Source organism: Paraburkholderia sp. Ac-20342, assembly GCF_017104985.1.
Taxonomy (GTDB): domain Bacteria; phylum Pseudomonadota; class Gammaproteobacteria; order Burkholderiales; family Burkholderiaceae; genus Paraburkholderia.
Genome location: NZ_JAAGPQ010000002.1, coordinates 126,238 through 150,397 on the forward strand (window position 1 = coordinate 126,238; position 24,160 = coordinate 150,397).

Consider the following 24,160-nt stretch of genomic DNA (forward strand, 5'->3'; position numbering starts at 1 on the left):
CGCCCCCAATCTTCCGCTATCGTTGTGACAGCATTTATTCGCCTCGGCCAAAGAGCCGTTTCATACGACCCCACAGGACACTCCACACCAGACTGCCGACGTTGAATCGGGTCTGCAACGTTGCGGAGTCCGGCACGTCTGCGCCGCCCAACTGCGCGGTAATTCGCATACCAAAGTCAGCAATCATCCGTCGAACAAAATCTTTAACAAGCCCGGAACGAGAAAATTGCGCGAGCGGTCCTTGCAGCATGTATTCGAACGTGACCGCCACTCGTGTCTGCGTCCCGTTCGCTTCATCACTCAACGCGTAAGTCACGTCGCCGTTCGCCTTCGAGCGGCTGATGTTGTCCTGGCCGGCTCCACGCATCACGGCCCGATGCGTCGCGTCATCACGTTCAAGGCGTGCAGCACCGGCAAAATTCGCCGACATCGGCCCAAATTTGATGGCGATCTTGCCTTTCACTTTTTCAGCATCGTGCTCGATCAGTTCCGCCCCTGGCAGACAGCCGGTGACGGAGGGAAGGTCTCCCATAAAACCCCAGACCCGCTCAAGCGGAAACGGCACGACGAAACTGTCATCAATTGCCGTCCAGCCTTTGCGCTCACCCGCCGGCTGGGCAGCAGAAACCGGCGATGCCGCGCTCGCCTCTTGCGGCGCGCGTTCCGAGGAAATCGACGGGGCAGCCGCCACTGCTGCAAATGTCTGGAATGCACCGGTTTCCTGCGTCGCCGCTTGTCGAACTGGAGCAGTGGGAACGGTGAGGACGTCAGCGATCGGATTGTCTTTCAGGTCGCCAAGTACCGCTTTGATGGCGTTGACGATACCCATGTAGCCGGTGCAGCGGCACAGATTTCCGGACAGCTCGAGACGAATGCGCGACTCATCAGCGTCAGGAAAACGGCGCACGATATCGCGTGCCGTAATGAGCATACCCGGCGTACAGTAGCCGCACTGCAGGCCGTGATGCACCGAGAAAGATCGACGGATGCGCTTCATCAGTTCATCGTCGTCGAACCCTTCGATCGTACGCACCTTCTGGTGGTCGCAAGCGACCGCGAAAGTAATGCAGGAACGCACCGGTTCGCCGTCGATAAGGACGGTGCACGCGCCGCACACTCCGTGCTCGCACCCCAGGTGGGTACCGGTCAGATTCTGGTTATCGCGCAGGAAATCGCCCAGATGCGTGCGCGGCGCAACCTCGCCGCGTATCGCCCGGTCGTTGATGGTGAGTTCAATGACAGACATGGAAATTCCTGTTAACGCGTTAACGCGCTGATGAACCGAAGGTTTGTGCAAGACAGCGCTCAACCGTGGCGGCGTGCATGGAGCGGTCGATAGCGTCCGCATTCGGCATCGCGTTCGCCACACCTGCCGCAATCGCTTCCGGCGTGGCAGCACTTGGGCCCTGCTTCGCGATTGACTGCGCAAGCGAGTCCAATGCAGTCGGCGGGCCATCAAGCGCGCCAAGGACCACGCGGGCCAGGCCGGTTTGCGCGTCAAACGCCGCAGCTGCGCTTGCGTGGGCGAACTCGCCAGTCTTGCGGCAAAGCTTGTAATAGCCCCAACGCAGGGTGCTCCCGATTTTTGGCAACAGAACCGCAGAGATAATCTCGCCGTCGTCAAGCAGCGTTGTAAAGGCGCCCAGCATGAACTCACTGACGCGCACGTGACGCGTACTGCCCGCCTTCGCGAGCTCCAGCCTGGCGTCGAGGGCCGAAAGCGCCAACGGCCAGTCCGCTGCGGGGTCGGCATGCGCCAGACTGCCGCCGATGGTTCCTCTGTTACGAATCGCGCGGTACGCAATACCCGAAGCGACATACTGCATAAATCCGTTACGCAAAGGTTCGTACTTCCCGTCCTCGATTTCCGCGTGAGTAATCGCCGCGCCCACACGAACCACATCGCCTACGACAGTGACGCCGCGCAATTCGTCAACATGTGACACATCGACCACGCGCGATGGCCTCGCCAGGCGGAGATTCAGCATCGGCCCCATCGACTGGCTACCGGCAATCGGTTTCACGCCCGTCGCCGAATCACCGAACTCACGTAACGCGTCAGACAATGTAGCAGCGCGTACGTATTCAAAAGCGGCGGCCTTCATCAAATCACCTCGTGAGCATGTTCTGCTTCTGCCTTGCCGTGCGAAGCCGCTTTGGCCGCTTCAATCGCGGCAAGCAGCCGTCGCGGCGTGAGAGGTGTCTCGCTGACGAGTGCTCCAATAGGGCTAAGCGCATCGTTTACCGCATTGAAAAGCGTGGCGGGGGGTGCGATTGCACCGCCTTCGCCGACCCCCTTCGCGCCGAATTCCGTGTAGGGCGACGGCGTCTCCATATGAATGATGGTCAACGACGGCAACTCCGTCGGCCCGGGCAACATGTAGTCTGCGAGCGTGGACGTCAGTGGCTGCGCGTTATCGTCGTATAGCGTTTCTTCATAGAACGCGGTGCCGATGCCCTGTGCCGTGCCGCCGATGGTCTGGCCTTCGACAACCATCGGGTTAATCATTCGCCCGCAGTCTTCAACGATGACGTAATCCAGAATGTCGACGTGGCCCGTTTTTGTATCAACCGCCACGGCAGCCGCATGCGTCGCGTAGCTGAATGCGCCGGTATCGACCTTCGGCTTGAAACCCTGAGTTGCTTCGAGCCCGGTCAGATCCACGCCCGGCGGTAAGCGTTCGGGCCGCAGATACCACGCGTGACCGATCTCCGCGAGGGATACCCGTCCCGTTGCGCCAACCACCTCGCCGGCCTCGAATCGGACCGCGTCTTCCGGTTCACCCAGGATATGTGCGCCAATTTTGATCAGTCGCGGTACCAGTTCGCGGCACGTTGCCGCGACTGCACCACCTGCCATGACAATGCTGCGAGAGGCGTAGGTACCCGTGGAGTACGGCGTGAGAGCCGTATCGCCGTGCACGACCTTGATCTTCTGAATCGGAACGCCCAGCACTTCATTTGCGATCTGCGCCAATGTCGTTTCCATACCCTGGCCATGGGAATGGATTCCGGCACGAACCTCCAGACCGCCATCCGCTGTGATCCGGACAGTTGCCAGGTCGTAGCCTGGAACCACCGGCAAGCCCCACGACGCGAACACTGCCGTGCCGTGTGCCGATTGCTCCGTGAATGTCGCGAACCCGACACCGATCAGCCTGCCGTCTGGCTCACCCTCTTTCTGACGACGGCGCCATCTGGCAACATCAAGCTGTTCAGCGGCCCGCTTCAGACTCTTCTGGAAGTCGCCACTGTCGTAGTGCTTCTTGACAACGTTCGTATAGGGCATGTCAGCCCCGCGAATCAGATTGTCGTAGCGAACCTCCCACGCTTCGCGGCCGACTGCGCGCGCAATGGCGTCCATCGTCAGTTCGATCGCGAAACAGACGCCGGTACGTGCCACGCCGCGATACGGGAGGAACCCGGGCTTGTTGGTTGCCGCGCACTGGGTACGGCAGCGGTATCCGCTGAAATCATAGGGGCCAGGCAGGTTACCCAACGCCTGCCCTGTTTCGAGCCCAATCGTAAAAGGCCACGCGGAATACGCGCCGCCGTCAATCAACAGGTTACAGTCCAGCGCCAGGAGCCGTCCATTGTTGTCCGCATATGCGGTAAGTTCGTAGTGGTGCTGGCGCGTATTCGCACCCGCGATCAAATGCTCGCGACGGTCTTCGATAAAGCGAAACGGACGTTTGTAGGTGAGAGCAAGCCACGCAATGCAAAGCTCTTCCTGTTGAAGCACACATTTGTAGCCGAATGCACCGCCCACATCAGGCGAAATGACACGCACCTGAGCATGGTCAATACCAAGGCATTGCGCAAGCACCGTACGGATCATGTGCGGGACCTGGGTCGACGTAATGACGACCAGTTGCGCCTGCGTGTGGTCCCAGTAGGCCAGTACGGCCTTGCCTTCCATTGGGACCATGCACTGACGGGCCAGGTCGACCTTTTGTCTGACGACGACGGGTGCATCTTTGGAGCGCTCGTCGAAATTGACATCCGCCTTCAGATCGAGGAAGAGATTGTCTGTCCAGTGGTCATGCACCCGCACGTCTGTGCGCTCGCGTGCTGTAAATGCACTCGCAAACGCAGGCAGTTCCTCCAGATCCAGCTCAACTTCCTCCGCGATGTCCTCGGCCTCGGCGCGGGAACTCGCGAAACACATTGCCACAGGTTCGCCGACAAAGCGGACTTTCCCGGAGGCGAGCGGCGGGTGCGACGAAGGCTTGTAGGTCGGCAAGCTGGAATCAGCCACGATGTCTGTCGCCGTCTGCATGTCTTCCCGCACAATGACCTGATCAGCGAAGCGTTCGGGCTTGCCGATGCGCTCGATGCGAGCATGCGCAAGTGGGCTGCGCAGGAACGCCACTTCCTGCAAATCAGGAAACGTATAGTCGGCAACGAATTTTCCCTTGCCATGCAAATGGCGCTCATCTTCGCGACGCCTCACGCGGGCGCCGATGCCGCCGCTTTCGATGGGCGCTTCCGTCGGTTCGGTGTGGCTCATATGCATCCCCCTGGTTTGTGGCCCGCTCTTGACATTCTCGGCTTACCCCCTTCAAACAGGATAGGCTAGATCGTTCGCAATCATCGCCGTGTCATAAATAGCCTGCCGTTCCTTCAGAAGCAGCTCATTGCCCTTTCGAGCAAAGCGGTCGAAAAGCCGACCGGCCTGATGCAGGCAAGTCGCGCCTTCGACCAGGGTCTGCATCAACATGTAGTTACTCTGAGCAATGATTTCTTCGTCTGTCACGTCAAGAATCCGAACGTTGGTGACGAAATGCAGCATCTGTCGCGGCGCGAACATCTGCGTTCTGGAGATAGCTACTGCGCGGTCGCGCAGCATGTCCCGCCCTTCGGCGTAGACCAGGCCGACCGGAAACCCGAGGGCGGCATTTTCGTACTCGGTCACCCGGTAAAGACAGTTCTCCGTAAAAAAGTCCGGCCACCGCTCGACGTCGCCCCCGTCGAGCACCGCACAATATTCGGCATGGAAATCTTCCACGGCTGCGCGCGCAGCAAGTGCCTTGTCGTGTGCAATTGGTTTCTTTTCGAATCCTGGCAGCATTTAAAACCCCATCACGTCACGGTAGTGTTTGTACATCGCGCGAATTGCAGCTTCCGAAATCAGATTGTCCGCGGTTCCAGTTTTTTCACTGTCGAGTTTGAGCACGCTGCGATCGGTTACGGAGCGACGCACACCTTCCTGCACAAACTTCATGGCTTCGTTGTCCTCGAGACCGAGGAATCCAGCCGGTCCCATCAGGTTGCCCTGGCGCAGCCGGTGGCGTGTGGTCTCTTCTGTATCGTCTTCGTAGCCGAACATCGTCCACAGCATCACCATGCTGTTTGGCCCATTCGGAACGATATGCCGCACCCCCAAAGTATTCATTTCACGCTGGACGATCAGATTCGGCCAGATCGTCTGCATCGTCACCGACCATTCAGAGTCAAACTCCTTGACGTACTCAAGGAACCGCTCATCCTTGAGGACCATACCCTCGTGGAACGAGCGCATTTCTTTTTTCTTGTCGGTGTCCACCGTTGCATAGAGTGAATCGCTTTTGGCCGACGCCATCGTGCCGTGTATGCCGTATTTACTGTCGGCCACCATCGCCGAGCGGTTCCCTGCAACCAGCAAGCCGAACACCACCAGGAAGGAGTGCAGCAGCGTTGCGTGGTAAGGATCCTTCAGATTCTCGTGGTACATCTTCCAGTTGCATGGCAGCTCGTTCTTGTAAAACCCGAGGATGCGCAGCTTCTTGCCGTTGAAGACGGTGTCGAAATCTTTCAGGATTTCGGGCGTGAGGTAATCTTCAATAGGCTCCATGTCGTGCGTGAACGAGGCGAAGACCACTCCGTTACGCGTCGTGACAGCAAGCTTCTTGAGACCGTGGTCCTCATTACGGAAGTCGCGCGGCATCCCGCCGAGCTTGTTCACACCCCGTTTGAACGGAATACCTTGCAGATTCCCTTTCAGGTCATAGGACCACTGGTGATACGGGCAGACGAACTCAGCATTGTTGCCGCGCGTGTGACGACATAATTCGGCGCCACGATGGGCGCAGCGGTTTTCGAACACATGAATGGAACCATCTTCTGCGCGTGAGACGACCACCGGCGTCGGACCTACATACGAGCGCTTGTAGTCCCCGCTGTTGGGCACTTCGGCCTCCAGCGCAACGAAGTTCCAGGTACGGCCCTGAAAAATCCGCTCAACCTCGCGAGCGTACACATCGTCGCTCGTGTAAACCCAGTCTGGAATAGCGTGAAGGCCGTCCTCCGGCCAGACCAGTTGCTCGATGGGCTTATTTTTGACGCTCGGCGTACCAAGGCCAATTACCGTCTCTGACGAATACAAAGTACTCTCCTGAATGCGTTATGAGTGAGCTTTTCGTTCAAGTTGCCGCAACTTGACGTTCAGGTCCGCGAGGGCCTCGGGGTCGACCTGAATCGCCTCCTCAACGAGACGGCGAATTGCACGCAGTTCGCCACCGCTATTGACTGCGAGCGCGTACACAATGACGTTGTTGCTCAACCCCATCAGCAGAACCCTGTCGCTCGATACCCGGCGCTCGATCCATTGCTCTATTGGGCTGTCGAGCATTCCTAGCATCTGTACGTTCCAGTCATACTGATCTGTCCAGAACCAGGGGTTTGGCCGATATTCGATCGACTCTCCCAGCATGTTGCGCGCGGCAACGATCGCCTGGTCTTGCGCGTTCTGCCATGATTCGAGACGCAGACGTCTTCCGGACGCGCCAAATGGGAAATTTGCACAATCACCCGCGGCATAGACACCGGCGCCCGACGTCCGGCAATGCGCATCAACGTGTATGCCGTTGCCCGTTTCCAGACCAGACGCTTTGGCGAGCTCTTCATTCGGCTGCTGCCCAATGGCAACCACCACGAAATCGAACCGCTGCGGTGCATGGTCGGCAAACGTCAGCGCTACCCCCGACGCATGCTCCACGGAGGCAACCAGCCTTGCGCCCAGCATGAACTTCACGCCGTTCTGTTCGTGCCTGGCGCGCAAACGCTCCGAGAATTCGTGCGGCAACGCGCGGCCCAGTATCTGCTCCCCCGCTTCAACCACGGTGACATCGATTCCGCGCGCCCTTGCGCTTGCTGCGAACTCAAGCCCAAGGAAGCCGCCGCCGATGACGGCCACCGAACTAGCACCGGCCATGCGCTGCCGCACCCGCATCGCATCCGGCAGCGTACGCAGCGTGAATACATGGCGACTGTCCGGCGTGCCGGGCAGGTGGCGCGCGCGACCGCCTGTAGTCAACAGGCACTTGTCGAAGCTGATGCTTCGCCCGCTTCTGAGCATCGCAGTGCGGTGTGTCACGTCCAGTCTTTCGACACCGTCTGCGATCCAGTCGATCTTTCTGGTGGCGTAGAAGTCGCTCGAATGTAGCCACGCGTCGAAGCATTCGTTATCGTCCACTGCCGTCAGTACCGTCTTTGACAATACAGGCCGCTCGTACGGCCTATGCTGTTCATCACCGACGAGCAGGACCGATCCCTCGAAGCCATGCGCCCTCAACGTCTCGGCTGCACGGCCGCCTGCCTGTCCGGCGCCGACGATCAAAATCGTTTCCACTTTCGGATTCCTGACGTAGTCAAAAAGGTATGGCGCTCAGAGTTCAACCATCACCGCACCGCCTTCCACGTGGACCTTGTAAGTCCTGAGCGGAGCGCTCACCGGCGCACAAAGCGCGGCGCCGGTCTTCACATCGAATTTCCCCTGATGAAGCGGACACTCAACGCATCCGTCCTCGAGGAAACCGTCACTAAGCAGCGCGAACTGATGCGTGCACACGTTGTGCGTCGCATAGACCTCGCCATCTACGAGGTACAGGGCGATCTGCTCCTTGTCGACCGTTGCTGCGTAAGGCTCGTCCGGGTTCAGATCGTCAAGATTTGCCGCGAATTTGAGTGTCATCGACTTGCCTAGATAATTGATCAGTATGCTGATGAATTGATAGTATCAGCAATTCGTCTTGAGTCAATAAGGCAAGAACCTATCGTTTACCCTTTGAAAGTGGACTTTGCCGCAATAAGGGCCGAACGGTGAGCTCAACAGCTGGCAGAAACGTGAACCGCATGATGAAGAAGACGAAGGGATGCAGACGGAACCGCACGCCGCAGTTTCGCGCCGATCAGTAGCGCAAGGATCTCGGACCGGTTGATCACCGGCGACACCCCACTCGCCAGAATTATCAGCACACAGGACGTCCACCCCGGAACAATGAAGACGTTTTCAGCCCTCACCGGCTTATTTTTAGCCATGGGAGATCGGCACGGCGTACACGAAAGGAGACCATGCGCCTGTGAATCACTAGAGAATGAAAGGGACGGCGCGGCAGAATTGTCGTGACGAGGTGATAATCGCGACAAAGTCGCGCGCCGTCGAGGACCTCGGACCGAGGCAGTCGCTGAGTTCATAGTTAAATTGGCTGAAGATAGCTTGCGATGTCTCAAAACCGACCGCATTGATCTCTATCAACTGCATTCGTATCGCGACCTATCGCCTCTTGATGAAGTTATCGATGCAACGAAAAGGCTCGTAGATTCAGGCAAGGTGCGATACGTCGGTTGCGGACATGCGAGCGACGAGGAGTTGAGACAACTCATCAGCTTGTACCGCCCAGGCCATTTCGTTTCTTGCCAGGTCGAATGCAACGTTCTGCAGCCGCAGGGGCTACGGCATCGGGCCTCGTTTTTTGATGAAAATCATCTCGCACTGTTGGCATTCAGGGTCTTGGGCGGCGGCGTTCTTACTGGTAAATATGTGCATCGAGGAATGCAAGTCTTTGCAAACTGAAGGAATGGATAAGAAGGCTGTCCCTAGCAAGACTGATTCCACTTGCCTTGCTATTAACTTATATCGCGTCTGTGCCTCCGATTACGTTAGGTTTACTTTACCCCGGGAGGGTTTAAGGGGCTAACCCTTACTCGGCACGATCCTGTCAAAGTCACCGTTCCTGAATGCATCGTCGCGCCTCTGCTGGAAACAGTGGTGCTTCAGTGGCTTTGTATTCCGATCTTAAGAAAGGCGCGGGTCCGAGCAGGCTTCGCAGTCCTCGCTTCAGCAATTTTTTCTCGCGCATAGTTACAGTGTTTTATACATAAGCCTAACGTTCTGTGTAGGGTTGGTGCTGGGTTCGGTGTTCGTGATCGAAGACTCACGAAGAGGCAGGCCGTTTTTGGCGACGTTTTTGGTACACGCTCTTCACAACACAGTGCCCACAGGAATGATGATCTTAGCTGTTTGACCACATGCACAGATGACGCAACGAACTCGGAGCGTGGTTGCAGCATCGCCTCGAAAGCTGCAGATCCGTGCTCATTCGTCCTCGGATACGCGCCATGATCGACATGTCCTCGCGCCTTGAGTTCAAAAAACCCAGGAGGACCATCGAAAAGTGGCGGTCGCGGTCGGGACGATAACCGCAACCACACCATAAAAGTGAATTCCGAGTGCGGTTACCGGATTTCAGGCATGCCTGGCACCCGCCCTCGGCACAGGACCAAAGAGATATTGCAGTTTGGTATTGGGGACGAAAACATATGACGTGTGGTCTTCTCCGGGTAGAGGTTCCCTTGACGAGCACGCATCACAATCTCGTCCGGCGTCACCGTGAATCCCTCTCGCGTCGCCACTACCTCGACATGCTGGTAGTCAAGCCGTAAAACAGGAACCCTGATTAGACCGAGTGAACGCGCTGCCGCGAGACGATGATGACCGTCCATTACGGCAAGGCTTTCTTTTTCAAGAAGGATCGGCACGCGCCAAAGACCGCTGTATTTCATTGCATTCGCAAGTTCCTCGGCATGTGCCGCGCTGTGTTCCTCATTGCGCAGAATTCTCTCTGGATCGATGAATTCGATTCCGACGGTCGCAAGTTTCATGTCAACGTCCCTGCGCGGGCGTCAGCGTTCCTCACCACATCGAAAAACCTTCGCTCTGGATGCGGATGGCTCAGGAAATCGTGATGCGATATATGCCATCCATATGCGCCTGCCAGTCTGAACACGATGCGATCACCCACTCGCAAACGCCCAACCTCGACTTCGCGCGCAAGAACATCTTTTGGGGTGCACAACTCTCCGCACAGCGTCACTGCCGCACGCTCAAGCGATGGTCTCCCGAACGCATACGGCCACGTCTCGTTGGGCACGATTGAAAAGGGATGATTGTGCTGCCACGACGAAGGCAGACGAAAATGGTGGGTGCCACCACGCAGGATCGCGAAGTTCTTTCCGTGATTACTTTTGAGATCGACGACTTCTGTTACGTAGTAGCCACAATCTGCGGCAATGAAACGCCCGCACTCGAACACAATCCGGCAACCCTTGTCGAAATCGGTCAGCAAAGCACCGAGTCCGGCGCAGAATGCGCTCCAGTCGAAACCGCTGTCGGGGTCGACATAATTGACGCCGATTCCTCCTCCGACGTTAAGCGTCTCCAGCCTCAGACCACATTCGCGCTGTAACCGGCGTGCGAGCGTCATGTAATGGGCCATCAAAGCAAGATGCGACTGCGCATCCAGATTGTTTGAGAGCGCGTGTATGTGCAAGCCCACAACCTCCACCGCCGCAAGCGTGTTTGCAATCGCAATCACTCGAGGCAATTCGTTTTCCTCGATGCCAAACTGAGTTGGCTGGCCGCCCATCGTCAATGTACCCGTCGGCCGTTTGCTATCCGGATCGACAGTCAGCGCGTTCGGGTTGACCCGCAGGAGCACGCGCGCGCTTCGCCCCATTTGCGCCGCCACGGCATTGAGGCGCAGCAATTGCAGTTGGCTCTCGACGTGAAACAGCTCCACGCCGCGCGCCAGCCCGCCCTCGAGCTCCGAGTCGGTTTTTCCTGGGCCGCCAAAAACGATTCGCGCGTGAGGGCCAACTTCCCGGGCACGCGTCACCTCGCCGAGTGAGGCGACCTCGTAGCCCGCAACGATGCCATCGAGCGAGCGCAAAACCTCAGCATCGCTATTGGCTTTGATGGCATAAAACAACTCACAATTGCGCGGAAGCAATTCGACGAGCCCGGCAGTGCGCGTCCTCAGATGATCCAGATCGTAAAGATAAGCGCACACCGGCGATGCTACGCCAGCCAGATAGCGCTCAACCAAAGTTCGATTCATTCCCGAATCCCTTGAAAATCCTGCAGGCAGGCATGCAGTTGCTCGACCATCGCTCGCCGCGCGATACCGCGATCGTCGCCAGCGATCAGCAGGCGAGTGCCGCAACGATGTACCGTGGCAATTTCGTCGGCGTTGCGCGGAAGTGCACAGAAGGCCTTGCCATGCTTGCGGGCCGTCGCCTCGATTCGCGCGAGCGCCGATCGTATCTCCGCGTGTCCAGTCTGCCACGGGATACCCAAATCCTGTGACAGGTCCGCAGCGCCGCCGAGCAGAACATCGATCCCGTCGATCGAGGCAATGTCATCGAGCGAATCGAGTCCTGTGCGGTCTTCGATCATCGCGACGACCAGCGTATCGTTCGATGCCTGCAGCACCGATTGCGCGAGATCGTCACGGCCGAAACCGTTTGCGGCGGTCGAATTCAAGCCGCGATATCCCAATGGCGCGTGATAAGCGGACCTGACGGCAAGCCGAGCCTCATGCGCCGTTCGCACACGCGGAACGACGATGCCTTGCGCGCCAGCGTCCAGAACCTGAACGACTTGATGTGACGCGGCGACACGCACGAGCGCAGCGATGCCGCTTGCACGGGCGGCGAGGAGCATTGCGTTAAGCGTCGAACCGTCGATCAGCGTGTGCTCAAGATCGATCACGGTGAAATCAAATCCCGCGGCGGCGATCAGCTCAACCGATAGCGATGCGGGAGTTGAACAAAACAGTCCAACCAACGGCGGCGTGCCGGCATCTCCAATGCGCTCTTTTAGTGATCTTGATGCCTCGGCGATTGATCTCATACGAACTCCAGCTGGGCAAGCGGATTTGCGGTCGCGCGTGTTCGCAGACGGATCTCCGGTAGAAAGCGGCGACTTGCGAGCAACTCGACCTCCATCTCCGGCGCCAGACAGTCAAACAACGAAAAACGGTCTGCGAGATCGGGATGCTGACTTTGATAGTCGCCAATCGCACGAGCCACGATTGCCCAGAATTCGGTTTCGTCCAGATTGAAGTGGCAGGAGAAGAACCACGCAATCTCTGCGAGATTGACGAAGAAGAGCGCGTCGCAGGTGAAATCGCGCAGTTCATTGGCGTCGTCCGTCTCGATGAACGAATTCGGATTGACGCGAGCGTGTTCCGCTGGCGGAGCATACAAAGACGGCGGCGGCACGGAAAGCCATTGCTTCGAATAGCGTACGCCGTCGTGGAAATCTTTCAGCGCAACGCGCACCGGCAGGCCGTCCATGTGCAGAAGCACCATGTTTTGCGCATGCGATTCAAGCGCAGTGCCATTGCGCCAAAGCAGATGGAGCACAGGCAGCCAGGCCCGCTCCACCAGTCGACGGACCCAGACTCGCGCGCCATGTTGCGCGATCCAGTCGGCGATCAGCGGCCGGCCATCGGCGTCGATATGCGTAAGCGCAGTCATTGGCAACGCCGATTCGTTGGCCCGCAAATGACGATGCACGCTCTCGCGCCAGATACAACCTAGCGCACCATACAGCCCCGCGACGGGAACCGTCGGCACATAGGCGACGCCTGCAATTTCCTTGAGTATCACGGGCCGCGCGAGTGGCTCGCTCCAGTCGGTTCGCGCGACGAGATCGTCAAGCCAGTCGCTGATCGGCGCAGCGTTGCAGACGGTGTGCGGCGCAAGCACCCGCGAGGTCGACGTATTGACGAGATTCATCGCCAGTTTCAACGATGGCGCATCGAGCCGATTGACGTTCGCCAGCGTCCGGATCGACTGCTGCGGCTGGTATCGTCCGGCAAGTGGTCCAACGGGCACCAGTTCGCGACGCGAGAACGCGGAATGGCAGACCGTTTCAGCAATGGCGCTCCATTGCCAGGGATGTACCGGCAGCGGCACGTAATGCGCGGGATTCAGGCCGCGTTGAGCAAGCTGCACGTTGAACGCCGCTTGTTCCTCCAGCGAAAGAAGCTGCTGGGCATCGCGTCCCGCCACGTCCCGGCTGACGTTCGAACGGCAATGATCCGAATGCACAGCCAGGAGTACCGGCGCGACGCCGGAAGAACATTCGGGCGCGTAACGTTCGTTGTCGTCGAGTGTGAAGCCGACTCTCGATTTGTATCCCGGATGGTAGGGATGCGCACCGATTAACGCGGATTCGATCTCATCGTAGCTCCCCGTGCGAAGCAGTTTTCCTGATTGCGCCATCCGGGTCTGCGCATCCTTGATATGTGTGGCCGACAACTCCGCAGCGAATTGCGAGAGGCGTACCGGATCGGCACCCAGTTGCGGTCCCAGTTCCGCGACAACGCGCGCGACGTCATCGGCTTTCGTCATCACCCCGTTGTGGTCCCGACTCACCGGCGAAACAATCCGGATTCTGCCGAACGACGCGGTTCGTTGCGCCTTGCAACGATAGAACACTGCTTCGCCGCTGCTGGTGGTCGCCGAAATCGACAACGTTTCGCCGGACCACGCCGTGTCGGGCAGCGCACCTTCGAACAGTAGCGCCTCAAGCAATTGGCGAACGACGCGTTCTCCCGCTTCCTGATAGGCGGCGCTTTCGAACAGCGCTTCGAATGCAGCGAATTTCATACGGATACCTCCACGGTCGCCAGCGGATTGGGAATCTCGACCCACGCAGGTAATTCACCATGCCGGCCAAAACAGCTCATCATGTTCGCCTTGGCGGGAAGCGAAGTCCGGCCACGAACGTCACGCAGCAATGCGGTGACTGCGGGCTCTGGATCACGCGACCAGATGTCGGCGGTCAAACTCCAGAGCATTGCTTCGTCGCCATAGCCCGCCCGTGCCACGCCCGCAATCACGTGCCCGATGTGATTGACCAGCACGTAGTACAGGAAGCGATGCCACGCATCCTCATCGCGGTATAGCGCTGGACTGTCGTCGGGCAGGTTGAACGGGCGCAGGCATCGCGCGCGGCTGATGCTCGCCCCTTCCATGTCGCGAACATAGCCGCGCACCGGCCATCCGTCCTGAAACGCGACCATCGTATTTTGCAGATGTGCCTCAAGGCTGACGCCGTAGCGCGCGAACAACCGAAGCAGTGGCATAAGCGTGACATTCAGATAGCGCGTCCACCAGGCGACGAGGGGTTGATCGCCAGGCGCCGTCCCGAGTGCTTCTTCGAGCAGCATGGCAAGCGATGATTCGCCTTCTGCCGGCTCCTCCATCACCGTCGCCAGCACCTGGGCATAGTCGCCCACTTCATCGCTCATGCCATCCCGATAGAGGACCGCCGAACTCGCCTTCAGGGCATCCTCCGTCGTCTCGAGTGACGCGCTCGCACCGTCGAGCAGAACCTCGAACGCATCGGAAGCCCGATCGCCGGACGGCAACGAGGCAATGTAGAGACTCGCATCCAACGCGCGAACGACCTGTACCGGAGGATTGTTGCGAATAAAATTCGTTATCCGCACATTGAGCGGAAGCTTCAGGAATCGTCGTTGCACGGGCAACCATACCGTTCTAACCGATGACGTCGGCCAGACCACTTCACCTAGCGGCCCGAGCGAGATCAGATCGCGACGTGCGAGCAATTTCTGGATTGTTTCCTGTTGCAACAGGTATTCGGCTTGCCACGGATGACAAGGAAGCAGGCGATATTCGCTGTCACCCAGCAACGCAGCCGCGGCGTGCATCGCTTCCGGATCGATCGGCGGACGTGTGCCGTCAATCGAGCGCGTATCCAGGCAGTTCGTCGCCACCGCGAAGTAATGCAAACGGAACGATGCCCCGAGTTCTGGCGCGAACGCCTGCATGTCGCGCTCGGCAAAGCCATCCGATGCTTTCGACGTCACATGGAATACATGCCCGAAGCGGAGCGACTGTTCCGCGCGCACGAACGCCGATACGCCAGGGTCTGGGGTCTGCGTGTGGTAGTAGCGCACGCGATCCACGCTGTTTTGCATCAGCGTCGTGAAGCGTGCGATCCAGTCGGGGCTGATCGCAAGCCCGCGGGCAAGCGACTGCGCGATGCGTACAATCAGCGCCTCGATGCCATCGAACTGGACATGACCGGAGCCGCCCGGCAATTCCACGATGGCGTAGCGCCCTACTCGATGGAATCCAATGAGGGAAAAATAGTCGAGCGCGACATAAAGGCGGCTGCCGTCACCGGGAAAGGCAATCGTCGCCACGTCCAAACCTGCATCGCGCCAGCTTTGCACGACGGCGCAGACATCGTCGGCGAGCTCCCGGTCTGCATCGGGTGAAACACGCGGGTCGAACTGGCCGGTTTCCCGGCAATACGTGTTGAAGTATTGTTCGAGCAACCTTCGATCAAGCGCAGACAGAACGCTTTCGGCACTGTGAGGTTCGTCGACACGATGCGTTGCATGGGAAGCGTGGGACACCTGCAGCGCAGCATTTCGCGTCAGCGAAACGGATCTCGGAGAGGAAAACAGCATAAGTCTTACCTCGAATCGGAAACGGAGATGGGATGGGCCGCCGGCGCGCTACGCGCGACTACCGCTGCGGCGATGAACATGGATGCGGTCAGCCAGAGCGTCGCGGAAGCGCCGACACAAGGAAGAAAAACGAGAACGGCAATCGGTCCGAGCAACTGTCCGAGCACCATGGCGCTTTTGGAGACCACCGTGATGCGGCTTCGCATTGCAGACGGCACACTGCGGCAGCAAAGCAGCAGAACTGATTGGGCCAGCGCGGCGTAGCTGGCGCCCTGCACGATGCGCAGAACGCCGATCTGCCACAAACGGGAAGCGAACGGCATCAGCGCAAGGACGATCGCGCACGACAGCGCCGCAGCGACGAAGTGACGTGCGGGGTCCCCACGGTCGTTGCGCGCCCCCCACCACGGCCCCGCAACGAGCGTGGCGGCCCAGCCAAGCGCATGCAAAACGCCGATCTTGCTGGCGAGAAAGCTGGCACCCGCCATGCGTTCATCGACAAACAGAGCGAACACGTTCACGAGCGCGAATGCGCCGGCTTGCGTCAATGCGCCTGCGAGAACCCAACGAAGCAGGACAGGATCGGCGAGCAATGTCGTTCCAGGCGTTTCCGCCGCCCCTACGCGCTCCGCGTTTCTCTGGCTGGGTTCACGCAACGCGAATGCCAGCAGCAGCAATGCGGCGCCCGTGCAGAGTGCTACGCCTAGTAGCAATGGGCGCACCGACCAGTGGTCCTGCAGCACGCCTCCAAGAACGGGACCAGCAAGAGCGCCCGCCGCTACAGCGGACTCCTGCCAGCCAAGCGATCGCCCCTGGGCAGCGGGGTCACTGACACGCGTGATGAAAGCCGTAATGATGACGCCCACCGTGCTCGCGCCTTGCAGCAGGCGCCCGCCCACGAACATCACGACGTCGCGTGATATCGCCATCGTCGTCATGCTCACGACGAACAGCGCGAGGGCAAAAAGAAGTGCCCGCCTATACCCGAATCGCTCGCACCAGCGCACTGCGTAAGGTGCGCAAAGCAACGCGCCAACGCCCGGGGCCGCTAACGCAATGCTCGTCCAGCGTGCTGCATCGGCGCTGGAGCCGCCGCTCAGACCGTGGAGATAGAACGGCATGATGGGCACCAGCACCATCAGGCCTAGCGTGATCACGCCCTGGCACACGATCAGCATGGCGACGGCAAGGTTCGCACGACGCATTACGGAACCCTCGCTGGTTGCGCCGGTCGGCGGGATAGCAGTGGATTGCCGATTGCGCCCATTCCACTGGGCATCCCCGTGCCCAGCGCCGCACGCGCCGCGAGCGGTTCAAGCAGTTGCTTGAACGGCCAATGCTGTGCGTCGAAAAGCAGACGCGCCACGTAATCGCGCGTCGGGCTCGTGGCGAAGACACGCTCTAGCACCTCGTGCAGCGTACGATCGACAATGCCCCAACCCGTAGCCTCGTCGCCATCGAAACAATCAGCGATTGCGGCAATGATCGCGTACAGATTGACTTCGACCGCGAGGGTCTGGAAATAGGCGAGCAAGGCGTCCCGCGATTCGAGAATCAGGGTATTAGGCGTGCTTCGATCGATCACATAGTCAGGCACCTCCACGCCCGCCCCGATCATGACCGCAGGGCAAATCCGCAACGTATCGTGGTCACGCAGCACGATCTTGCATGGCCCATTTTCCCCAACGCGCAACAGCACATTCTGGCCGTGCAACTCAGGCATGACACCGTGCGCAAAGCAGCGCAGACCGAGTTCGATCAAGAGGTGCACGATACGCTCGAACATCCTCCACGCGTATTCCAGATCCGCTTTTCCTGTTGTTCCATTCGCATGACATAACACGGCAAACGCGGGAAGATGTGCATCGCTCGTCGACGCAGCGCAGGCGGCCATCGGCAACAGCCAGCCGTCAGCGTCGGGATAGCGACGCAGCATGCACGCCAGCTCTCCCTGCCCGGCAATCAGCGTACTGTCGTTGCCGAACGCCCACCACGCGCGCTCATCGCACAGTTCAAGATGCTCACCTAACCACTTGTCACGAATACAAAGCTCGCGCAGGCAAAGCTCGGCAAGCACTGCGTTGTGAAGATATCTCGGTGGCATCACGCGCGATGCGCCGAGCGCCTGAACACCCAGAGAAAGCTTCAGGTGCAACCGTTCGCCCGATCCGATGCCGAGCGTACGCAACGAAGCGGTCGGCCTGACGGTTCCGCATCCTTCGCCGAGATCGACGCATTGCGCAGCGAGCTGCGGATGCTTCGCCTGGATCTCCCCCCACTGCCACGGATGAACGGGCATCCATAGCGCAGCCGGATCGATACCGAGCAAGGCGGCACGTTCTGCAAGCACGGCAAATGCATCTGCATCCAGCACTGCTCCGGCGATTGGCTGGTGGTCGTCCCACTCCAATGCCGGCTCACCCGAACACCACAGCGCGTTTCGCGGCACGGCGACCCAGTGCGGCGTGATCTCGCCAGCCTCGACCTCGAAGGCATCGCCTGGGCTGCCGGGCCACAATTTTGCGCGTGCAAGCGGATGAAAGGGCCGGTCGCGCAGACAGCAAATCGCCTCCCAGGCCATCAGGCTGTGCGGCGTTGCGTCGATATCCGCCAACCATCGCGCCTGTGCAGCAAACGTTCTCTCGATCTGACGCGCTGCAAGCGCCAGCAACTCCGCCAGACGGTGGCTGTATGCAAGCCACCAGTCCGCTCGTTGCAGTGCTTCGAGTGTCTGTGTGACGTTCAAAGCCTTTCGACCGGCCTCACTCGCCAATTGCACTCCAGGCCCCGATCGCGCGATCCTCAAAGGCCGCACGCCATTTAGCCGCGTGCCTCGCCACATAAGTTCGAGGCCACGACCGAGCGACAATACGAGTGCAGTGTCGGCGGCGCCGCCAATCCAGCAGATGCGGGCGCGCATGCCGTACAGATCCTCCAGCCACAGCGCGTCGAGCAGATCCTGGGCGAGCAGTCGTTCGACACTGCCGTGTGCGAGCGGATCGACGCATGCCGTTCTGCAATCGACCACGTTTTCGGCGTATGTCATAGCAGCGGCAGCCGGATGCCCACGCCCTGCTCAGTTGCAAGCCGATAAAAATGACGCGCGCAAACCATGTCGTCCAACGCCATCCCCATGGGGTTGAGCAGGATGATTTCGTCGTCGTTCTCGCGCCCCGGGCGTTCGCCGATCACAATTTCACCGAGTTCGGCATGCAGTTGTTCACGACTGAACCGCCCTTCGAGCACCAGTTGATTGATGATCTTTTTCTCGCGATTCGACTGATCCCAGTCGTCGACGATCACCTTGTCCGCTTTTTCATAGACCTCCTTCTGCACGTCCATGATCGAGACGTTGCAAACAAACGCGCCGCGCTTGAGCCACGCGTACTCGAGATAGGGCGTGTCCGTGACCGTGCAGGTCACGATCACATCGGATGCGCGCACCGCGAGTTCGGCGCTCGCCATCTCTTCAAAGGCGACCTGCGGATAGCGCTCGCTCAACTCACGGCTGAAGGCACGCATCGCGTCGCGCGACAAATCGAACAGATGAATGCGTCGAATGCTGGCGAATTGTTCGAGCAGTGTCTGCATCTGCATCTTCGCGATCGGGCCGCAGCCGACGCACGCGACGTCAGTGAAGCCGGCACGCGCGAGATGGCGCGTTGCTACCGCGCTGATCGCGGCCGTGCGCATCCCGCTGATCAGTCCGCCTTCCATGATCGCAACCGGATAGTTCGTATCGGCATCGTTCAGGACGATGACTGCGCTGGCGCGCTCAAGCCCGAAGCGAGACGGATTGTGCTGCCGGCTGCCGATCCACTTCAGGCCGGCGATCGGATCGTTGCCGCCCACATAGCACGGCATCGCGATGATCCGATCCGCGATGTGATCCGCACCCGCCCAGCGCAGATACGGCTTCAACGGCTGAACGAAGGCGCGTCGCGCGTGCAAGGCCAGTCCATCGGCAATGGCGTCGACATAAGGTTGTGATCGGTTGCCACCGAGGGCGATCAGATCCTGACGGCCGAGATAGAGAAGGCCGGAATGAGCGGGTTGGGTCATATCAGTGAACCTCTTCGAGAAGGGAAGTTGAAAGTGACGATGTTTCAGGCTGCGTTTGCGCAGCGCGCGCTGCGGCAATGCGCGCCAGCCAGCCGTCGTCGTACACGCTGTCGAGATAGCGCTCCCCGCGATCGGGCAGCAGCGTGACGATGCGTAGCGGGTGCGCTGCGGGGCGCGTCGCGCGCGCCAGCAGACGGTCAATCGCGACGACAACGGCGCCCGACGACCCGCCCGCGAAAATGCCTTCATGTTCGAGCAGACGCCGGCAGCCGAGCGCCGCGTCGTAGTCATCGACATGCTCGACTTCGTCGATATCGTCCAGACAAAGCAGCTCGGGAACGCGACTCGCACCAATGCCAGGCAGTTCACGCGGGCCAGGTTTCGCGCCAAACAGGACCGAGCCGACCGCGTCCACCGCCACGACCTTCAGTTCCGGCCACGCACGCCTGAGCCGTCGCGCGATGCCGAGTACCGTGCCCGATGTGCTGACGCCCAGCACGAGCACGTCGGCCGGTTGTTCGAGCGCGCGGGCGATCTCATCGCCCTCTCCGTGGAAATGACTCTCCCAGTTGCGCGGATTGCCGTACTGATTGATCCAGACAGCACTCGTGTCCCCAGCAAGCATCTCCTGCACACGTGCAATGCGGGTTTCGAGGTAACCACCCTGACTGTCTTTGCGATTGACCTGCTCGATGCCCGCGCCGTAGCAGCGCAGAATCTTCAGGTTCGTCGGCGAAATCTTCGGATCGACGACCGCGGTAAAACGCAGGCCTTTCACCCGGCACACCATCGCCAGCGCGATCGCAAGATTTCCCGACGAGCTTTCGATGATGTGAGCGCCGGGCGCGATCGTGCCGTCGGCCAGTCCGCGTTCGACGATATAGCCGGCCGGGCGGTCCTTGATGCTGCCCGCCGGATTCAGCATTTCCAGCTTTGCGAACACTTCGGCTTCATGCTGGGCGTACAGGCGATCGAGCCGCACAAGCGGCGTGCCACCAACGCAATCGACGATATTTCTGCCGATCATCACTCCCTCCTTGATGAGGATGTTTCCAACAGTTAATGAGATTGCGTCTCATTAACTAACGAACGCGCACGGCGCCCCGAAGAACGCCGCGCACCCTTACCAGCGATGGGTATAGCTGGCCGTCATCACGGCGCCTGCGGCAGGCAGGCGGCTCGTGTTGTTGCTGTTGCGCATGAGCTGGCTGTATTGCGGGAAGTAATAACGGTTCAGCAGGTTTTCGACGCCGACCGTCACGCGATCCTTTTTCGTGACCTGATAGCGCGAGATCAGATCGACGGTCGTATAACTGCTCACATCCATGCGCCCGAAGCTGGTCTTGCCGTTGAGCCGGTAGTCGCGGGCCGCGTAGAACGTCGTCTGCAGGCGATTGCTCCAGCGAGAAGACGGCCGGTACTCGAGATACGCGGTCAGCTTGAGCGGCGGAATCCGGTAGCCCGTCATGTCCTGAAAATTCGCGCTGTTCTGCGGACGCTCGCGGCCTTGAATGTAGGTCAGCGTGCCGCCTGCGCCCCACTTGTCATCGTCGCTCACGTAGTCGAGCGTCGCTTCGACGCCGGAAATGCGCTCGGCCGTTCGCGTAAGAATCAAACCGTTGTTAAAGCTCTGCACATCGCCAAGCTCGGACGTCGTGTAGAACAATGCGATGGTGCCGTCCGTGTTTTTGCCGAGACTGCCGCGCCAGCCGATCTCATAGTTATTGGTTTTAACAGGCTCAAGGCTCGACGAGTGAATATCGAAACCTGCGGTTGCATTGCGCAATTGCAGGCCGACGTCTGGCAACTGGAAGCCCTGACTGAACGCCGCGTAGACTTCCTGGCCCGGAATGGGCGCATAGGCAACGCCCGCGTTAAACAACCACGCGCCGTAATCGGTCGATCCACCCGGCACCGTGTACCTGTTCGCCAACCGCAATTGCGAAAGCGGCACGAAACTATCGAAGCTCCCGCTTGCATGCTCGTAGCGCACACCGCCTTCCGCCGACCATTTTTCGTTGAACTTGTGCTGCAACTGCGCGAATCCGCCGACGCTGGTCGTCGTGAGCGGCGGAAGATACATGAGCGTTCCGGTCTTGCGATAGACCAGACCGCCACTGGCGTCGTATGCCGTGGGCGAGAAAATATCGTCCGGCATGTCGCTGCGCTCCTGGTTGAAATCGGCGCCCCACTGGATCTTCGTGCGGCCGGCGCGATCGAGCGGCGTCGTGATCGTCAGACGGCTGCCGAATACCTTCGAATCCTGCATGACCTGGTCGATATTGCTCCCACGCGTTGCAACGGCACGCGCGTCGAACGGTGCAAAACGTGTGTAGTAGTCCCGATAATAGATTTGCGCCGCGACCTCGCTGCCCAGCACATCCTTGTTGCTGTATTGCAGGTTGAGCTGCGTGTTGCGGATGCGGTTCTGGTCGTCGAGCTGGAGTCCATCTTTTGCGCGAGCGGCAACCGTGCCGGGTGTCAGCTTCGCGACCGATGGATCGCTTGCGTAATCGGTGTCCTGCTTCGCGTCGAAGTGGCTCGCTGAAAACACGATGCGCTGGTTCGCATCGATGCGAAATCCGAGTTTGCCTTCGACGTTATAGACGTTCGAGTCGAACAGATCGCCCTGACTGGGCTCCGGCGCAATGCGATGACCGCGCGCGTCGTATGAGCTGCCGATGTGCTGCGCGTCGACGTTGAACTCATATTCGACGGGGCCGTGACTGCCCGCGAAATACTGCTGGACGGTGCCGCCAAGGCCGCTACTCCCCAAATGGGAAAGCGGCGACGTCATGGAAAACGTCGTCTCGGCGCGAGGCTCACCACCGGGTTGCCGCGTCGTGAACGACACAATGCCACCTGTTGCGCCCGCGCCGTAGACCGCGCTGCTGCCACGCAGGACTTCGACTTTCTCGATGTTGTTCGGATCGACGTTTGCCAGATTGCGGGCGGAATCGCGATTGGTGTTCAGCGGCACGCCATCGACCAGCACGAGGATATTTCTGCCACGCAGGGTTTGGCCGTAGTCGGTGATCGTATGGCTCGAATCGGCCATGCCGGGCACAGCCTTGCTCAATACCGTCGCCAGATTGTTCGAGCCGGTTTGCAGATCGCGCAGTTCGTCGCGGTCAATGACCGTGATCTGTCGCGTGGGACGAACGAGGTCGCTATGGGTCCGATCTGCTGAAATAGCGATGGCCGAGAGCTCTGCCGGCTCCGCCGAACGGCTCGCACTCGAATCGGATTCTGGCGATGCGGGCGCTGCACGCTCCACCGTGAACGCGTTCGCGCCTGTCGCTTGAGCGCGCATTCCGGAGCCCGCTAACAACTGGTCTAGCGCTGCGGAGGCGGTCATCCTGCCTTTCACGGCATGGCTCGTCGCCTGCTCGGCGCTGGCCGTCGAAAACAGCAGTTGCGCATTGGACTGCCGCGCAAACGCATTCAGCGCGCGGTCAAGTCGCTGCGCAGGAATGTCGAATGATGCCAGGTCCCCACCCTGCCCCCACGCCGCGGCCGACAGACAGCTACTCGCAACCGCTACGCACGCGATGCGCCCCAAACCAGCATGGCGCCCATGAATCTCCATACCACCGCTCCTCGTTTGAATCGATATAAATCGATGACTCTCACAAGGGTTGCCGGATCGGCCGATGGTTTTGTTGACGTCCCGGAGAAAATATTTTTGAGGCAGGGTGGGTGACTAGCGATGCGCGATCATGGCCGCACCATTGGCGTCACGCTTTACCTTCAGCGGCAGCACGTGGGGCAACATATCGAGCAGCGCGTCGATGTTGGCGGTATTGAACTGGCCAGATACACGCAGGTTTGCCGCGCGAGGATCGAGTTCGATTGGCGCCTGCCGATAACGGCGCATTTCCGCAACGGCGACGCTTAATGGCGTTCCGTCGAACGCCAGGCGCCCATCGCGCCAGCCCAACGCCTGATTGGGATCGAACGACTGGCGTGCACCTATATGACCCGCGGCAACGGTAACGGCCTGATCGGGCTTAAGGTCGACGGGAGCTTGCGCGCCTGTGGCGACGGCGACCGAACCGGACACCACGCCAACCTGCACGCTGGCAGCATCGCGCCGTACAGCGAACGTCGTCCCGACGTCGTGAATCACGACATCACCTGCGTAGGTCACCAGCGGGCGGAACAAGGAATGCGCGACTTCAATCGATGCCTCTCCACGATCGATCTGCACACGGCGCGACCGGATATGCCATTCGGCACGCACGGACGAACCCGTATTGAGCGCAAGCCGGCTACCGTCCGCAAGCAACCAGTCACGGTGCTCGCCTACGGCGGTCTGCAGCGTATCGACACGGTAAGGCGGATCGGCGAACCAGACTGCAGCGACCGCCGCCGCAGACAGCATCGTACTGCCGGTAACGCGCCGTATTGTTCGGCGGCGAGCCGCCCGGCGCACCACCGCGTCAAGCGGATAACGCGCGCGCAACGCGTCCTTGAAGGGATCGAGCGAGCCGTCTTGAAGGGATGTCGAATCGTGACTACGGGAAGGCTCAGGCAACATCGGCATT

General features: G+C 59.7%; 18 protein-coding genes and 1 pseudogene. 1 reads left to right on the forward strand and 18 read right to left on the reverse strand.

From position 1 onward, the window contains the following. Positions 1-34: 34 nt before the first annotated feature. Genes G3N58_RS01360 through G3N58_RS01390 form a run of 7 tightly spaced genes read right to left on the reverse strand, consistent with a single transcriptional unit; the run spans position 35 to position 7,951 of the window. Positions 35-1,252 carry a 2Fe-2S iron-sulfur cluster-binding protein gene (locus G3N58_RS01360; protein WP_205998326.1) on the reverse strand — a complete coding sequence of 406 codons (1,218 nt, stop codon included), beginning with the start codon at positions 1,250-1,252 and terminating at the stop codon, positions 35-37. Positions 1,253-1,265: 13 nt separating this feature from the next. Next, positions 1,266-2,105: an FAD binding domain-containing protein gene (locus tag G3N58_RS01365; RefSeq protein ID WP_167044772.1), complete on the reverse strand. Its 840-nt coding sequence runs from the start codon at positions 2,103-2,105 to the stop codon at positions 1,266-1,268. Next, positions 2,105-4,510: a xanthine dehydrogenase family protein molybdopterin-binding subunit gene (locus tag G3N58_RS01370; RefSeq protein ID WP_205988324.1), complete on the reverse strand. Its 2,406-nt coding sequence runs from the start codon at positions 4,508-4,510 to the stop codon at positions 2,105-2,107. Before G3N58_RS01370 ends, G3N58_RS01365 begins: the two co-directional genes overlap by 1 nt. 51 nt (positions 4,511-4,561) lie before the next feature. Next, entirely contained in the window at positions 4,562-5,071 is a 510-nt protein-coding gene (locus G3N58_RS01375) for an aromatic-ring-hydroxylating dioxygenase subunit beta (RefSeq protein ID WP_167281903.1), read from the reverse strand. After that, the gene (locus G3N58_RS01380) at positions 5,072-6,364 is read right to left on the reverse strand and encodes an aromatic ring-hydroxylating dioxygenase subunit alpha (RefSeq protein WP_205998303.1); all 1,293 of its coding nucleotides are present in this window, start codon (positions 6,362-6,364) and stop codon (positions 5,072-5,074) included. A gap of 18 nt (positions 6,365-6,382) precedes the next feature. Further along, positions 6,383-7,609 (reverse strand): FAD-dependent oxidoreductase, encoded by a 1,227-nt coding sequence (locus tag G3N58_RS01385; protein WP_167044784.1) that lies wholly within the window; start codon positions 7,607-7,609, stop codon positions 6,383-6,385. 36 nt (positions 7,610-7,645) lie between these two features. Next, positions 7,646-7,951: a non-heme iron oxygenase ferredoxin subunit gene (locus G3N58_RS01390; RefSeq protein WP_028197862.1), complete on the reverse strand. Its 306-nt coding sequence runs from the start codon at positions 7,949-7,951 to the stop codon at positions 7,646-7,648. A gap of 495 nt (positions 7,952-8,446) precedes the next feature. Between G3N58_RS01390 and G3N58_RS01395 the strand changes: the two are divergent. Beyond that, positions 8,447-8,833 (forward strand): annotated as a pseudogene (locus tag G3N58_RS01395) (aldo/keto reductase); the annotation flags it as partial. 662 nt (positions 8,834-9,495) lie between these two features. Here the strand turns inward: G3N58_RS01395 and G3N58_RS01405 are convergent. From G3N58_RS01405 to G3N58_RS01455, 11 genes are all read right to left on the reverse strand, one after another. Continuing rightward, positions 9,496-9,921, reverse strand: coding sequence for a ParB N-terminal domain-containing protein (locus G3N58_RS01405; RefSeq protein ID WP_167044790.1), 426 nt, complete (start codon positions 9,919-9,921; stop codon positions 9,496-9,498). Continuing rightward, positions 9,918-11,156: a type III PLP-dependent enzyme gene (locus tag G3N58_RS01410; RefSeq protein ID WP_167281895.1), complete on the reverse strand. Its 1,239-nt coding sequence runs from the start codon at positions 11,154-11,156 to the stop codon at positions 9,918-9,920. The genes G3N58_RS01405 and G3N58_RS01410 overlap by 4 nt, the downstream gene beginning before the upstream one ends. After that, positions 11,153-11,950: an aldolase/citrate lyase family protein gene (locus G3N58_RS01415; RefSeq protein WP_205998304.1), complete on the reverse strand. Its 798-nt coding sequence runs from the start codon at positions 11,948-11,950 to the stop codon at positions 11,153-11,155. The genes G3N58_RS01410 and G3N58_RS01415 overlap by 4 nt, the downstream gene beginning before the upstream one ends. Next, positions 11,947-13,716, reverse strand: a complete 1,770-nt coding sequence (locus tag G3N58_RS01420) for an IucA/IucC family siderophore biosynthesis protein (RefSeq protein WP_205998305.1) — start codon at positions 13,714-13,716, stop codon at positions 11,947-11,949. The genes G3N58_RS01415 and G3N58_RS01420 overlap by 4 nt, the downstream gene beginning before the upstream one ends. Beyond that, the gene (locus G3N58_RS01425) at positions 13,713-15,551 is read right to left on the reverse strand and encodes an IucA/IucC family protein (protein WP_205998306.1); all 1,839 of its coding nucleotides are present in this window, start codon (positions 15,549-15,551) and stop codon (positions 13,713-13,715) included. Before G3N58_RS01425 ends, G3N58_RS01420 begins: the two co-directional genes overlap by 4 nt. Positions 15,552-15,556: 5 nt before the next feature. Next, entirely contained in the window at positions 15,557-16,756 is a 1,200-nt protein-coding gene (locus tag G3N58_RS01430; RefSeq protein ID WP_167044805.1) for an MFS transporter, read from the reverse strand. Beyond that, on the reverse strand, positions 16,756-18,597 hold the full coding sequence (locus G3N58_RS01435; RefSeq protein ID WP_205998307.1) for an IucA/IucC family protein: 1,842 nt from the start codon (positions 18,595-18,597) through the stop codon (positions 16,756-16,758). Before G3N58_RS01435 ends, G3N58_RS01430 begins: the two co-directional genes overlap by 1 nt. Next, positions 18,594-19,613 (reverse strand): 2,3-diaminopropionate biosynthesis protein SbnB, encoded by a 1,020-nt coding sequence (sbnB, locus tag G3N58_RS01440; protein ID WP_167044918.1) that lies wholly within the window; start codon positions 19,611-19,613, stop codon positions 18,594-18,596. The genes G3N58_RS01435 and sbnB overlap by 4 nt, the downstream gene beginning before the upstream one ends. Before the next feature lies 1 nt (position 19,614). After that, a complete protein-coding gene (sbnA, locus tag G3N58_RS01445) occupies positions 19,615-20,640 on the reverse strand; it encodes a 2,3-diaminopropionate biosynthesis protein SbnA (RefSeq protein WP_205998308.1) in 1,026 nt (341 codons plus the stop codon). A 96-nt stretch (positions 20,641-20,736) separates the two neighbouring features. Beyond that, positions 20,737-23,202 carry a TonB-dependent receptor gene (locus tag G3N58_RS01450; RefSeq protein ID WP_205998309.1) on the reverse strand — a complete coding sequence of 822 codons (2,466 nt, stop codon included), beginning with the start codon at positions 23,200-23,202 and terminating at the stop codon, positions 20,737-20,739. A 114-nt stretch (positions 23,203-23,316) separates the two neighbouring features. Further along, a complete protein-coding gene (locus G3N58_RS01455) occupies positions 23,317-24,153 on the reverse strand; it encodes a FecR domain-containing protein (protein WP_205998310.1) in 837 nt (278 codons plus the stop codon). Positions 24,154-24,160: the final 7 nt, after the last annotated feature.

What these genes read in the sequence shown, in the direction of transcription:
- G3N58_RS01435 (WP_205998307.1), bottom strand. Translation starts at nt 18,597, where the DNA reads ATGACATACGCCGAAAACGTGGTCGATTGCAGAACGGCATGCGTCGAT.
- G3N58_RS01370 (WP_205988324.1), bottom strand. Translation starts at nt 4,510, where the DNA reads ATGAGCCACACCGAACCGACGGAAGCGCCCATCGAAAGCGGCGGCATC.
- G3N58_RS01365 (WP_167044772.1), bottom strand. Translation starts at nt 2,105, where the DNA reads ATGAAGGCCGCCGCTTTTGAATACGTACGCGCTGCTACATTGTCTGAC.
- G3N58_RS01425 (WP_205998306.1), bottom strand. Translation starts at nt 15,551, where the DNA reads ATGCTGTTTTCCTCTCCGAGATCCGTTTCGCTGACGCGAAATGCTGCG.
- G3N58_RS01450 (WP_205998309.1), bottom strand. Translation starts at nt 23,202, where the DNA reads ATGGAGATTCATGGGCGCCATGCTGGTTTGGGGCGCATCGCGTGCGTA.
- G3N58_RS01405 (WP_167044790.1), bottom strand. Translation starts at nt 9,921, where the DNA reads ATGAAACTTGCGACCGTCGGAATCGAATTCATCGATCCAGAGAGAATT.
- G3N58_RS01410 (WP_167281895.1), bottom strand. Translation starts at nt 11,156, where the DNA reads ATGAATCGAACTTTGGTTGAGCGCTATCTGGCTGGCGTAGCATCGCCG.
- G3N58_RS01375 (WP_167281903.1), bottom strand. Translation starts at nt 5,071, where the DNA reads ATGCTGCCAGGATTCGAAAAGAAACCAATTGCACACGACAAGGCACTT.
- sbnA (WP_205998308.1), bottom strand. Translation starts at nt 20,640, where the DNA reads ATGATCGGCAGAAATATCGTCGATTGCGTTGGTGGCACGCCGCTTGTG.
- G3N58_RS01390 (WP_028197862.1), bottom strand. Translation starts at nt 7,951, where the DNA reads ATGACACTCAAATTCGCGGCAAATCTTGACGATCTGAACCCGGACGAG.
- sbnB (WP_167044918.1), bottom strand. Translation starts at nt 19,613, where the DNA reads ATGACCCAACCCGCTCATTCCGGCCTTCTCTATCTCGGCCGTCAGGAT.
- G3N58_RS01430 (WP_167044805.1), bottom strand. Translation starts at nt 16,756, where the DNA reads ATGCGTCGTGCGAACCTTGCCGTCGCCATGCTGATCGTGTGCCAGGGC.
- G3N58_RS01455 (WP_205998310.1), bottom strand. Translation starts at nt 24,153, where the DNA reads ATGTTGCCTGAGCCTTCCCGTAGTCACGATTCGACATCCCTTCAAGAC.
- G3N58_RS01420 (WP_205998305.1), bottom strand. Translation starts at nt 13,716, where the DNA reads ATGAAATTCGCTGCATTCGAAGCGCTGTTCGAAAGCGCCGCCTATCAG.
- G3N58_RS01415 (WP_205998304.1), bottom strand. Translation starts at nt 11,950, where the DNA reads ATGAGATCAATCGCCGAGGCATCAAGATCACTAAAAGAGCGCATTGGA.